At 41.9% G+C, this 12,185-nt stretch carries 14 protein-coding genes; 1 reads left to right on the forward strand and 13 read right to left on the reverse strand.

What is annotated here, in order from left to right; all coding sequences use genetic code 11:
- Window positions 1-229: 229 nt before the first annotated feature.
- From BAA9072_RS18535 to BAA9072_RS18565, 8 genes are all read right to left on the reverse strand, one after another.
- Window positions 230-2,293 (reverse strand): methyl-accepting chemotaxis protein, encoded by a 2,064-nt coding sequence (locus BAA9072_RS18535; protein WP_201716173.1) that lies wholly within the window; start codon window positions 2,291-2,293, stop codon window positions 230-232.
- A gap of 43 nt (window positions 2,294-2,336) precedes the next feature.
- Window positions 2,337-2,462: a hypothetical protein gene (locus BAA9072_RS24555; RefSeq protein WP_269139969.1), complete on the reverse strand. Its 126-nt coding sequence runs from the start codon at window positions 2,460-2,462 to the stop codon at window positions 2,337-2,339.
- Between the two features lie 112 nt (window positions 2,463-2,574).
- Complete coding sequence (gene rpsR / locus BAA9072_RS18540; RefSeq protein WP_034764780.1) at window positions 2,575-2,811, reverse strand: 30S ribosomal protein S18; 237 nt, start codon at window positions 2,809-2,811, stop codon at window positions 2,575-2,577.
- Window positions 2,812-2,852: 41 nt separating this feature from the next.
- The gene (gene ssb / locus BAA9072_RS18545; RefSeq protein WP_034764778.1) at window positions 2,853-3,368 is read right to left on the reverse strand and encodes a single-stranded DNA-binding protein; all 516 of its coding nucleotides are present in this window, start codon (window positions 3,366-3,368) and stop codon (window positions 2,853-2,855) included.
- Window positions 3,369-3,447: 79 nt separating this feature from the next.
- Window positions 3,448-3,735, reverse strand: a complete 288-nt coding sequence (gene rpsF / locus BAA9072_RS18550; RefSeq protein ID WP_201716174.1) for a 30S ribosomal protein S6 — start codon at window positions 3,733-3,735, stop codon at window positions 3,448-3,450.
- Between the two features lie 464 nt (window positions 3,736-4,199).
- A complete protein-coding gene (ychF, locus tag BAA9072_RS18555) occupies window positions 4,200-5,300 on the reverse strand; it encodes a redox-regulated ATPase YchF (protein ID WP_201716175.1) in 1,101 nt (366 codons plus the stop codon).
- A gap of 245 nt (window positions 5,301-5,545) precedes the next feature.
- Window positions 5,546-5,746 carry a DUF951 domain-containing protein gene (locus BAA9072_RS18560; protein WP_034764770.1) on the reverse strand — a complete coding sequence of 67 codons (201 nt, stop codon included), beginning with the start codon at window positions 5,744-5,746 and terminating at the stop codon, window positions 5,546-5,548.
- A gap of 13 nt (window positions 5,747-5,759) precedes the next feature.
- Window positions 5,760-6,704 (reverse strand): mechanosensitive ion channel family protein, encoded by a 945-nt coding sequence (locus BAA9072_RS18565; RefSeq protein WP_201716176.1) that lies wholly within the window; start codon window positions 6,702-6,704, stop codon window positions 5,760-5,762.
- A gap of 257 nt (window positions 6,705-6,961) precedes the next feature.
- Between BAA9072_RS18565 and yyaC the strand changes: the two genes are divergently transcribed.
- The gene (gene yyaC / locus BAA9072_RS18570) at window positions 6,962-7,582 is read left to right on the forward strand and encodes a spore protease YyaC (protein WP_201716177.1); all 621 of its coding nucleotides are present in this window, start codon (window positions 6,962-6,964) and stop codon (window positions 7,580-7,582) included.
- Between the two features lie 38 nt (window positions 7,583-7,620).
- On the opposite strand, the gene BAA9072_RS18575 is transcribed toward yyaC, so the two are convergent.
- The 5 genes from BAA9072_RS18575 to rsmG form a co-directional block, all read right to left on the reverse strand.
- Entirely contained in the window at window positions 7,621-8,334 is a 714-nt protein-coding gene (locus BAA9072_RS18575) for a DUF554 domain-containing protein (RefSeq protein ID WP_201716178.1), read from the reverse strand.
- 111 nt (window positions 8,335-8,445) lie between these two features.
- Window positions 8,446-9,285, reverse strand: a complete 840-nt coding sequence (locus tag BAA9072_RS18580) for a ParB/RepB/Spo0J family partition protein (protein WP_201716179.1) — start codon at window positions 9,283-9,285, stop codon at window positions 8,446-8,448.
- Window positions 9,278-10,039: a ParA family protein gene (locus tag BAA9072_RS18585; RefSeq protein WP_201716180.1), complete on the reverse strand. Its 762-nt coding sequence runs from the start codon at window positions 10,037-10,039 to the stop codon at window positions 9,278-9,280. Before BAA9072_RS18585 ends, BAA9072_RS18580 begins: the two co-directional genes overlap by 8 nt.
- A gap of 440 nt (window positions 10,040-10,479) precedes the next feature.
- On the reverse strand, window positions 10,480-11,343 hold the full coding sequence (noc, locus tag BAA9072_RS18590; protein WP_201716181.1) for a nucleoid occlusion protein: 864 nt from the start codon (window positions 11,341-11,343) through the stop codon (window positions 10,480-10,482).
- Window positions 11,344-11,462: 119 nt separating this feature from the next.
- Window positions 11,463-12,179 (reverse strand): 16S rRNA (guanine(527)-N(7))-methyltransferase RsmG, encoded by a 717-nt coding sequence (gene rsmG / locus BAA9072_RS18595; protein WP_201716182.1) that lies wholly within the window; start codon window positions 12,177-12,179, stop codon window positions 11,463-11,465.
- Between the last annotated feature and the right edge of the window lie 6 nt (window positions 12,180-12,185).

A 12,185-nucleotide genomic window follows, 5' to 3' on the forward strand; every position in this document is an offset into this window, starting at 1 on the left:
GACAAGCCAATAGAGTCCCGCCGTGATAGTGCTTTTCGGCAAACTTGTGCCAAATTTTGAATATCAATACCGGGATTATCGTTCATATCGATTCAGCAATTCAAAAAAAGAGGGCACCCCTCTCAACATGCTGTAACTCTTCATCTACTCTAGTATGTACTCACTCTAAAAAGGAGTATACCTCTTAGATAAAGAATGGCATGTCTTAAGGACCACCCTCTAACGTGTATTATGAAATTTTGAACCGTTCAATCGATACTTGAAGCTCCTGGCTTAAGTCCGTGAGTCGTTCCGCTGCTTGTGTAACGGACTGTACGGCTTTTACCTGTTCTTCTGTCGAAGCACTCATTTCCTCGCAAGAAGCGGCTGTTTCTTCGGCTGTGGCGGCCATCATTTGAATTACGTTCACCACCTCATCCTTTTCGAGATTGATTTGACCCACTTCCTGATACATATTCTCAATCTCTCGCTGCATGGATTTCATTAATTGCGAGGTTTGATCGAAGACATGATTTGTTTTTTGAATCACATCATTCTGTACCTCGAATGTTGCTTTCGTTTTTACCATTTCGTCCACTGCTTGATGAGATCCCTGTTGGATTTCGACGATTGTGCGTTTTACCTCTTCCGTTGCTCTTACAGATTGGTCTGCCAGCTTGCGAACTTCTTCCGCTACAACAGCGAAACCTTTGCCGTGCTCTCCGGCTCTCGCAGCCTCAATGCTTGCGTTAAGTGCAAGGAGATTCGTTTGAGACGAAATTTCCGTTATCGTGCCCATCACTGATTCAATCGTCTTCACTTTCGCCTCCAGACTTAAGATGACGTTTTCCATGGAAGTGATGTACTCACTGGAAGAATGGTAGGCACTCTCTAACTCTTTTACCTGATTGAACCCGGATTGGTTCATGACATCCGCTTTACCAGCCAGTTCAGACATGGCCTTGGATTTTTCATAAACCCCATCAATCCTTGTTCCCAGCTGCTCTGTTTGAAGATGGGCACGATCCGAGTCAGCTGCTGACTGGGATGCCCCGCTGGCGATTTCAGTTACGGCCCTTGCCATTTCTTCACTTGACGCATTCGTTTCCTCGGAAACTGCACTTAACCCTTCGGCAGATTCCCTCACATTATAAATCGATGCCTGAACGACCTTTATCGTATCTTTCATATTCACGATCATCTTATTTAAATCCGATGCCAGAAGTCCTGTTTCATCCTTTGTGTTAATCGTCGATTGGATCGATAAATCACCGGACGAAACGTTTGTTACTGTTCTTTGCAGCTCTTTGATCGGTTTTGTCATCATATTGGCTACAATCACAACCAATATCAGCATGATGACGAGTGTAATGAGAGCGGTAATCAGAAGTAAGCGTTCAATGTCTTTCGACGATTGTATGAGATCCTCCATATTATAAGCGGATCCCACTTTCCAATTCGTCTCAGGTATCGTACTGTATACCAATACTTTTTTATCGCCTTCAAGTTCATAACGGATCGTGTCCGATTCTTTTTTGGATTGTAGCATTTTGTTGATAAAAGGTAATGTGGACAGATCCTCCCCCCGTTTAGTTGGGTGAACGATAGCTGTACCATCCAGACCAATTAAGAACGGATAGCCATTATAACCGATTTCCATTTTGGACACCCGGTCCGTCAGTTTCGACAGGTTGATGTCGACACCCAGGACACCAACCACTTTATTTTCAGATACAATCGCCCTTGAGGCCGTAATAATATACTCCTCTGTTGCCGTATCTACATAAGGTTCACTCCATACAACGCCTGCCCTTGCTTCTTCAGCATTCTTGTACCAATCCCTGCTTGTGGGATCAAAGTCGCTTGGTAAGGTAACAGAAGGGACGATCTTTAATTTCTTATTCGGTGATGCAAAGTAAATCGATGTAGCTTCTTCATATAAACTAAGATAATTATCAAAGTCCGACTGAATATTTGCAAATAGCTCTGTATTATCTATCTCTGTTTTTTCTGGTTGCATTTGTGCCTTTGCATAGTTTTTCAATGAGTTGGATATGGAATATTGATCGATGCTCTTTTCATACTGTCCAAGGAACAACTGTACAGAATTATTGAGTTCTCCCACAATCCCTTGAGTCTGACTAATGACTTCATCCTCAGTTTTCATTCTCGTCTGCCAGCTGGTAATGGAAATGATGACAGCCAAGGAAACCATAAATAAAATAGAAATGATGACAATAAGCTTCATTCTGATCGATGATAAAAGAAAAACCTTATTATGATCTTTTTTGTTTTTCTTTCTGTTTTTTTTCACCGAAATTCCCCCTTTTCCTACAAAAAAACATCAATGTATACTCTTATTCATCGACCGTTTCCTGCAATTCTTTATAGCTTAAAGGGAATTCAAAGGTGATTTTTTTTTGGATGAATTGTAGTGTGGAAATGTGGACCGTTCCTTTTCGCTCCACTCTGTGCTTCTGCATGCTGACATCCTATTTATAAATAAATACATATAAAACTTAAAGTAGCAACACTTACGAAAAAAGCCAAAAAAAGCAGCAGAGACAAGTCTCTGCTGCTTTTGAATCGATGATATTATTCACCAGTAACGTATGGAAGTAATGCCATTGTACGAGCGCGTTTGATCGCACGAGTCAACTTACGTTGGTACTTAGCGTTTGTTCCAGTTACACGACGTGGAAGAATCTTTCCACGTTCAGATACGAATTTCTTAAGAAGATCAACATCTTTGAAATCGATATGTGTAATTCCGTTTGCTGTGAAGTAGCACACCTTACGACGTCTACGTCCACCTCTACGTCCTCCTGCCATTTGTTTCGCCTCCTGTCTTGTTTAGATTCATTATCGTTCGTTTAGAATGGCAGATCATCATCGGAAATGTCGATCGGCTGACCGTCATTTGCAAATGGATCTTCATCTACACGTGTATAGTTATTGTTATTATTGTTGTTGCGTTGTTGATTCTGATTCTGACTATACGGATTTCCTTGGTCTCGTTGACCTCCACCCGAATAGCCCGGACTTCCTCCACGATCGCCTTGGTTCGCACTACGCGGTTCTAAGAACTGAACGCTTTCAGCTACAACTTCCGTCATAAACACCCGACGTCCATCCTGTCCTTCGAAATTACGTGTTTGAATACGACCGTCAACGCCAGCTAAGCTGCCTTTTTTAAGAAAGTTTGCTACATTCTCTGCAGGGCGACGCCATACAACACAGTTAATAAAATCTGCTTCCCGTTCTCCTGATTGATTCGTAAAACTACGATTAACAGCCAGTGTAAACGAAGCTACAGCCACTCCACTTGGAGTATATTTTAATTCAGGGTCTTTGGTTAAACGCCCTACTAATACAACTCGGTTCATCATCAGAATCAACCCCTTCCTTCTAGTTTACTGTTTCACATGAAACAGATGATAGAAGTGTATATCTTAAAAAACGTACGGATTATTCTTCTTCTTTAATAACGATATGACGGATAATATCATCGCTGATTTTAGCTAAACGATCGAATTCGTTAACTGCATCAGAAGTAGCGCTCATCTTAACTAGTTGATAGAAACCATCACGAAAATCGTTGATTTCATACGCTAAACGACGTTTACCCCAATCTTTTGACTCGATGATTTCCGCGCCGTTAGTTGTTAAAACGTTATCGAAACGCTCAACTACTGCTTTCTTTGACTCATCGTCAATGTTTGGGCGGACAATGTACATAACTTCGTACTTTCTCATCTGAATGTCACCTCCTCGTGGTCTATGCGGTCCTTTCTTTGTGAAAGAACAAGGAGCAATGCGTTCATTACTCACGAAATAAAATTATAGCATAGGTTCTCTATTATTGCAATATGACGTATAAAAAAGACTAGAATTGGGATTCTAGTCTTTTTTAGGGTCATCGTTGTTTCTTATAAAGAAGTGAGTGCTGGTTGATTTCCACTCCAGGTGCTCGCTTTCCGCGGGGCTGGCGGTGAGCCTCCTCGGCTGCGCCTGCGGGGTCTCACCTGTCCAGCTTTTCCCGCAGGAGTCGAGCACCTTCCGTTCCAATCAACTGTAAGCGTGAGCTATTACCCGGAATAGAACTGATACAAGCCAAAAATAACTGTGACAGTATCCTCATTCTCGTTTAAACTTATCGCCCGCACTAACGTATTCTTTCAGTAGGTGAAACTATTTTCTCTACACAACATCAGATAAACTTACACATTAAAACGGAAGTGAATGATGTCTCCGTCTTTTACTAGGTATTCTTTACCTTCGAGACGGACTTTTCCTGCTTCGCGGGCAGCTCCCATTGTTCCGGCTGCGACCAGGTCTTCGTAGGAGACGGTTTCGGCACGGATGAATCCTCTTTCGAAGTCGGTGTGGATAACTCCGGCACATTGAGGGGCTTTCATCCCTTCACGGAACGTCCAGGCACGGACTTCTTGTACACCAGCTGTGAAGTACGTAGCAAGTCCCAATAGTGAGTAGGTAGCTCTGATCAACTGATCAAGGCCTGATTCTTCGATGCCTAACTCCTGAAGGAACATCGCCTTTTCTTCATCATCCAGTTCGGCGATTTCAGATTCAATCTTTGCGCAGACCACGATGACTTCTGCGTTATCATCTTTCGCAAATTCACGTACTTTCTGAACATATTCATTATCAGAAGGATCCGCGATCTCGTCTTCACTTACGTTCGCTACATATAATACAGGCTTGGAAGTCAGTAGGTGCAGCTGTTTTACAAGCTTCATTTGCTCATCCGAGAACTCAACTGTACGAGCTGGCTGTTCTGCTTCCAAAGTTTCTTTGATTTTCACAAGGATGTCATGCTCGAATACCGCTTCTTTGTCTTTTTGCTTCGCCATTTTCTGAACTCTTGTAATACGCTTATCAACCGTCTCAAGGTCAGCCAGGATCAATTCAAGGTTGATGACTTCGATATCAGCAATCGGATCCACTTTTCCGGATACGTGCGTGATATTATCATCCGCGAAACAACGGACAACCTGACAGATCGCATCCACTTGACGGATATGGGATAAGAATTTATTCCCTAATCCTTCACCTTTACTCGCCCCTTTTACAATCCCGGCAATATCGGTGAATTCGAAGGCAGTGGGAACCGTCTTTTTCGGGTCTACAAGTTCCGTTAATTTATCCAGACGGTGATCTGGAACCTCTACGATCCCTACATTCGGATCAATGGTACAGAAAGGGTAGTTGGCAGATTCTGCACCTGCTTTTGTAATTGCATTGAATAGAGTGGATTTCCCGACGTTAGGTAGTCCAACAATACCAGCTGTTAATGCCATTTTGGTCACTCCTCATCTATATTCTTATCTATTAAAAAATCTTTTTAAGATCGAAAAACACGTAAACGGTCGAACCTTTCACAATTATAGAGATAATAGAGGGAAAAGACAAGTCAGGCTCACGCAGAACATTCACCATAAAAAAAGCACTCAATCATTTAAAAACGACTGAATGCTCTCAGGTGACACTATTTCCAACGTAAGAGTGGATTAGGTCAAAAGAATTATGGGTAAAAAAAGAATACTTATTCTTCTTCACCGCTAGAAATGACTTTTTTCATTTTTTTCGCAAAATCTTTCCTTGGAATCATGACACTGTGGCCGCACCCTACACACTTGATGCGAATATCCATCCCCATACGAATCACTTTCCAGCGGTTCGTACCACATGGATGAGGTTTTTTCATTTCAACAATATCATTTAAGGTGAATGTCTTTGGCTCCACTACCTATTCCTCCTCATTCGCTTTCAAGTCTTCTTTGTTTCTCTTCCCGGGGGTGAAGCTCTTCTTCATCCTTTCGTGAATACATCACCATGCGAGGGAATGGAATTTCAATACCATGCGCATCCAGGCAAAGTTTCACTTCTTTCCGTATCATTCTGGCCATATACCAATGTCTCATCGGAACCGTTTCAGCGACGATACGGATAACAACATCAGATGCTCCAAGAGTCTGGACCCCCAACAGCTCGGGTGGATTCACAAGGTCCTCATACTTTTGCGGTAAAGAGAGGAGAAGCTCCTGCATCACTTTCTCTGCTTCTTCTATATTTTCTTCGTACGCAATGCTGACATCCACGACAGCGATACTATTATGGACGGAGAAATTCGTTACTTCCGTAATATTCCCGTTGGGGAAGATGTGCAATTCCCCGGTCCAGCTTTTGATCTTTGTCGTACGTAATCCGATTTCTTCAACGGTTCCTTCTGCAGAACCAATTCGCACATAATCACCTACAGAAAATTGATCCTCGAAAATAATAAAGAAACCGGTGATGATATCACGGACCAGATTCTGTGCACCGAAACCGACGGCAAGACCGACGATCCCTGCACCGGCGATGAGTCCTTTCACATCAATGTCAAGTGTCGACAAGATGGTCATTAAACTAATGAAATAGATCACATAGGTCAATACGTTTTCTAATAGTTTAGATAAGGTGGCTTCACGGCGCTCTGTAAATTTAAGGGGAGAACGTGATCGTACCTTAAATACGTTTCGGATCGCTGACCTTCCCACCCTTAAAGCGATATAGGTAATCACCATGATCGCTACAATTTTTATAGCACCTGTTCCTAGGGAAATCCACATTTCATTATCTATAAGTTTTTGGGCTGCTTTACTTTCTGTGATAGTCTTAATAGTTTCATCAACAGTCTCTTTGGAATCTTTCGCACTCATATTTCGAACCTCCACTTATCATTCAATAAGAAGTATTCCTTATTTTATCAACTTTCCCTCTCCTTGTGTAGATATAACCTCATATTCCGATAACTTTGAGAAAATTTTTATTTTATGAAAAATACAACCATATTATGTATGAAAAAAAGAATTCGTCCGTATACTGATAATACTTAGAAATTATGATTCTGGTGGAAAGACACGGCGTAGTCATTCACTACAACATTCCCCTAATCACATCCAAAGGAGTGGAAGCGATGAATCTAAAAAAAGGACTATTTGAGCGAAGATCTGACCCCTTTAGAGTCCTTCATCAGGAAGAGCATGCGGCACAAGATCTTTCCGTTCATTTGTCGTCGATGCTTCCCACTTATTATCGTACAAGGCCCATCGTGTTTGTCTGTATCGGCACAGACCGCTCGACAGGGGACTCATTGGGGCCATTGGTTGGTACATTAATAGAGGAACAGGATATTAAACCTTTCCATGTCTATGGGACACTGGATGATCCGATCCATGCCGTGAACCTTGAAGAAAAGCTCAGTCACATCACCGCCAAACATATCAATCCTTTTATCATCGGTGTGGATGCCTGTCTTGGACGGTTAAAGAGTGTAGGCGCCATTCAATTAAACACTGGTCCTTTGAAACCCGGTGCAGGAGTAAATAAAGAATTACCCGAGGTCGGAGAGATTCATTTGACTGGAATCGTGAATGTCAGTGGATTTATGGAATTCTTTGTTTTACAAAATACACGTTTGAACCTTGTGATGAAAATGGCCAAGACGATTGCTGAAGCGATTGTGCTGGCAGGTGATTCAGTGGAACGAAGAAATGCCGTGAGCATTGAAAAATGGCGGGAAGAATTGCAGCAATAAAAGAGGGAGATGACGCATTTCGTCATCTCCTTTTATGATTACAAATACATCTGGTATGCGTGTATGATTCCGACCACTATTCCCACCACAATGATACCCGGAAGCAAATTAGCAACTCGTATCTTCGTTACACCCAGGAGATTGAGTCCTATCGCAAAAATCATGATTCCACCGGTTGAAGTCATTTCCACAATGTAGGCATCCATCAGTTCTTGAGGCACCCATTGATGGATTTGAGTGGCGAATAAGGCGATAAACCCTTGATAAAGGACGACAGGGATGGCTGAAAACATCACACCGATCCCAAGAGTCGTCGTTAGAATCAGGGAAGTAAACCCATCAATGATCGACTTGGTCAAAAGAACATCATGATCCCCCCTGATACCACTATCCAACGCACCAATCACAGCCATTGCCCCAATGACAAAAATCAGGGTGGCTGTTACAAACCCTTGGGATATGGAGGTTTCTTTCTTGCTTCCAAGTTTCTTTTCCAACCAGTTCCCCAAAGCGTTAAGCCTGTCCTCAAGATTCATCCACTCTCCCCATGCGGCACCAAGGGCAAGACTGATGATCACGATGAGAAAATTTTCACTTTTCAACCCCATTTGCAAGCCAAGAACGATGACGGCGAGACCAATCGCTTTCATGACGGTTCCCTTCATGTCTTCAGGTATGCGGTGCAGGATCTTTCCAAGGAGCGTTCCGATGATTATACATACTCCATTTACTAGTGTTCCTAAAAGTACCATGACGTTTCCCCTTATGATTATTTCCCGAAGAATTTTCCTTTTTACCATATGGAAGAGGACTGGCTTAAATGGTCTGTGATACACCACCTAAGTCAGTCCCTCACTTTATACCTACTGCAATAATTCCAGGATACGATCGAGATCTTCCTTCGAGAAGAATTCCAGTTCGATTTTCCCTTTTTTCTTTGATTGTTTAATTGTGACGGTCGTACCGAAACGTTCACGAAGCAGAGATTCCTGTTCCTTAATGAAGACATCTTTCCGCTCGGTCTTCTTTGTTTCACGTGGAACATTGTCATTTAGTTCTTGAATGATTTTTTCTAATTGGCGAACGTTTAACGATTCTTTCATGATCCGATTCACAATAATAGATAGATTCTTTTTATTTTTTAACCCAAGAAGAGCACGTCCATGTCCCATTGATAGCTTGCCTTCAGTAATAAGTTCCTGAACGGGAGAAGGAAGGGAGAGTAAGCGGATATGGTTCGCTATATGGGGTCTGCTTTTCCCTAATCGTTTCGCCAATTCTTCTTGTGTAAGCTTTAATTTATCCATCAGCATTTGATAGGCAGCCCCTTCTTCGATCGGGGTCAGATCCTCACGCTGAAGGTTCTCCAAGACAGCAAGTTCCATCATTTGTTGATCGTTCAATTCTCGAACCACAACGGGAACTGTATCTAACTTAGCCGCTGTAGCTGCACGATAGCGGCGTTCACCTACCACAATTTCATATCCTTTGATAGACTTACGGACAATGATCGGTTGGAGGATACCATGTTCCAGGATCGATTCTTTCAACTCTTCGATCGCCTGTGGCTCAAAGATTTTTCGCGGTTGATAAGGATTCGGCCTTATTTCTTTCAGGCTCACTTCCTGGACAAACTCTTCATTTTGAGTAGTTTGGATATTGTTAAAGAGAGCATTGATGCCCTTTCCTAAACCTTTAGCCATTCGCCACCACTTCCTTTGCCAGTTCTAAATAAACTTCTGCCCCCCTGGATTTCGGATCATAGATGATGATCGGTTCACCATGACTGGGTGCTTCACTTAAACGAACGTTACGTGGGATAATTGTGCGATACACTTTGTCTTGAAAATATTTTTTCACTTCTTCAATGACCTGAATTCCCAGATTGGTCCTGGCATCCAGCATTGTTAACAATACACCATCAATCATCAGATCATGATTCAGATGCTTCTGCACTAAACGGACCGTACTTAACAGCTGGCTTAGCCCCTCAAGGGCATAATATTCGCACTGTACCGGTATCACGACAGCATCCGAAGCTGTTAACGCATTGATGGTCAGGAGTCCTAATGATGGAGGACAGTCAATGATAATATAATCAAATTCACCTTTTACTTTTTCAAGCGCTTTTTTCAGACGAACTTCCCGGGATATGGTTGGAACCAATTCAATTTCTGCTCCTGCCAGTGAAATGGTTGCAGGTACAATCGATAAATTCTCTACTTTTGATTGTTTGATGGTTTCATTTACATCTACATCATCTACTAACACATCATAGATGCACTGCTGTACATCTCCTTTTTCTACACCGACACCACTAGTGGCGTTTCCCTGAGGATCGATATCTACGAGTAAAACCTTTTTCCCTATATAAGCTAAACAAGCCCCCAAATTGACGGATGTCGTGGTCTTTCCCACCCCGCCTTTTTGGTTTGTAACGGCTACGATTCTGCCCAAGGTTGTCACCTGCCTTTTGACTTCCTAAGTTTGACTTCATTTTTACACAGTATTCTTTTATTCTATCAAAATTCCAGGATAATTGTCTGTCAATTTTTCAAAAAGGCCGCATTTCTAAAAAAAGGAAAATTTTGTTGATTTGAAACGACATCATTTTCTATCAATCGACAGTTTCTAATTTAGTAAGGGTTTCGTAATACTATGATATTTTTCCTGATGCTCTGTCAATAATTGTGTGCTTGGATGGTGAGGGGAACCGCTTCGCTTTCCGCGGACGAACGGCCGAGGAGGCTTACAACCAGCCCCGCGGAAAGCGAGCATCTGGAGCTGCAATCAACTACCACTTTCTTATCATAAATAAGAATGTCCTTACAAAAATAAGTAAAACAGAAAAAAGTGAGAAACGGATCGGATATGTTTCTCACTTTTAGACTGCGAATCTATTTTTTTTTCGGAATACGAATGGTGAATTGATAGAATTCCTCGTGCTCTTCTTCTTCTGAGTCGAGATTGATCCCGCTGTCGGATACCATGGATAATGATTGTCGAATCGTATTCACGGCAATTCTCATGTCTTTGCTGAACGCCTTGCGTTTAGGCTTTGGCTTTTGAGTCGTTCCTTCCTGCATTTTCACAACCCGGTCTTCGGTTTGCTTGACATTTAAGCTTTTTTCTATGATTTCTTGAAGAAGCTGGATCTGCTTTTCGGAATTCTTCAATGGAATTAAAGCTCTGGCATGACGTTCTGTAATTTTTTTATCTAATAAGGCCGATTGGATTTCTTCTGGAAGCTTTAGGAGACGAAGCTTGTTCGCCACAGTCGATTGTCCTTTTCCTAAGCGTTGAGCAAGGGCTTCTTGAGTTAGATCATGTAACTCCAACAATTTTCCATATGCGATTGCTTCTTCTATAGGAGAGAGCTCTTCTCTTTGTAAGTTTTCAATTAATGCCACAGAAGCTGTTTCTGTATCATTAAGATTCTTTACAATCGCCGGTACAGTTTCCCAGCCAAGCTTTTGAACGGCTCTGTAACGTCGTTCTCCCGCAATGATTTCAAACTGGTCATCCTCGTATTGTCTCACCACGATCGGTTGGATAATACCATGAGTGTGAATCGTTCTTGATAATTCTTCTATCTTTTCATCATTAAACACAGTCCTTGGTTGAAATCGATTAGGGATGATTTGTGAGACTGGTATCTTCCTCACTTCATCTCGATCTTCTTCCACTACATTTGACTCTTCAGATTCAACATCTTGCTCCTTTTCACCTAGGCCAAAAAAACGAGAGAAAGGATGCTTCATCTTCCTACACCACCTTTAAGAAACTCCCTTAATTAATATTCTCTAAAATATGTCAATTTTCCTGCCTCCTAAAGAAACCGATTTATATCAGGGCCTTTTAAGGCAGGAGAAGGATCATACTATTCTAACGGTAATTTATTCGGTGTCCCAGGTTTTCTGGGATATTTGTTAGGCGTTTCTTTCACTTTGTTGATCTTAACGATATTCCGTTCACTTTCCTCTTCGGGCAGGAGGAAGGAGTACATTTTATCCGTTTGTCCACCAAGCGTTCCGATAGCCTTCTTTGCGTTAGACAGCTCTTCATTGACATTGGAAGCTTTCATGGCGACAAATGATCCACCTTTTTTTACAAGTGGCAGGCATAATTCACTTAATACAGACATTCTGGCAACGGCTCTTGCTGTAACCATATCATATTTTTCGCGATGAGCCTTGTTTTTTCCAAACGTCTCGGCACGATCATGATAGAAATGTGTATGTGCAAGTCTTAATTCGTCTGATAAATGATTTAAAAATGTGATGCGCTTGTTCAAGGAATCAACAATCGAGATATGTAGGTGCGGGAAGCATATTTTAAGCGGTATACTCGGAAAACCTGCTCCTGCCCCGACATCACAAAGGGATTGAACTTCTGTGAAATCAACATAAAAAGCTGCACTGATCGAATCGTAAAAATGCTTTAAATACACATCTTCTTTCTCAGTGATCGCCGTAAGGTTCATTTTTTCATTCCATTCAACCAACAATTCATAATAGCACTCAAACTGATTTAATTGCCCTGAAGAAAGGGAAATCCCCTTCTCCTCAAGCATGGATTGAAATTCATTTACATTCATGTGCTT

This window comes from Rossellomorea arthrocnemi, from assembly GCF_904424705.1.
GTDB classification, from domain to species: Bacteria; Bacillota; Bacilli; order Bacillales; family Bacillaceae_B; genus Rossellomorea; species Rossellomorea arthrocnemi.

Coding starts and splice junctions, on each gene's coding strand:
- BAA9072_RS24555 (WP_269139969.1), bottom strand. CDS start 2,462: ATGCAGAAGCACAGAGTGGAGCGAAAAGGAACGGTCCACATTTCCACA.
- rpsR (WP_034764780.1), bottom strand. CDS start 2,811: ATGGCAGGAGGACGTAGAGGTGGACGTAGACGTCGTAAGGTGTGCTAC.
- ssb (WP_034764778.1), bottom strand. CDS start 3,368: ATGATGAACCGAGTTGTATTAGTAGGGCGTTTAACCAAAGACCCTGAA.
- rpsF (WP_201716174.1), bottom strand. CDS start 3,735: ATGAGAAAGTACGAAGTTATGTACATTGTCCGCCCAAACATTGACGAT.
- ychF (WP_201716175.1), bottom strand. CDS start 5,300: ATGGCATTAACAGCTGGTATTGTTGGACTACCTAACGTCGGGAAATCC.
- BAA9072_RS18565 (WP_201716176.1), bottom strand. CDS start 6,704: ATGAGTGCGAAAGATTCCAAAGAGACTGTTGATGAAACTATTAAGACT.
- yyaC (WP_201716177.1), top strand. CDS start 6,962: ATGAATCTAAAAAAAGGACTATTTGAGCGAAGATCTGACCCCTTTAGA.
- BAA9072_RS18575 (WP_201716178.1), bottom strand. CDS start 8,334: ATGGTACTTTTAGGAACACTAGTAAATGGAGTATGTATAATCATCGGA.
- BAA9072_RS18580 (WP_201716179.1), bottom strand. CDS start 9,285: ATGGCTAAAGGTTTAGGAAAGGGCATCAATGCTCTCTTTAACAATATC.
- noc (WP_201716181.1), bottom strand. CDS start 11,343: ATGAAGCATCCTTTCTCTCGTTTTTTTGGCCTAGGTGAAAAGGAGCAA.
- rsmG (WP_201716182.1), bottom strand. CDS start 12,179: ATGAATGTAAATGAATTTCAATCCATGCTTGAGGAGAAGGGGATTTCC.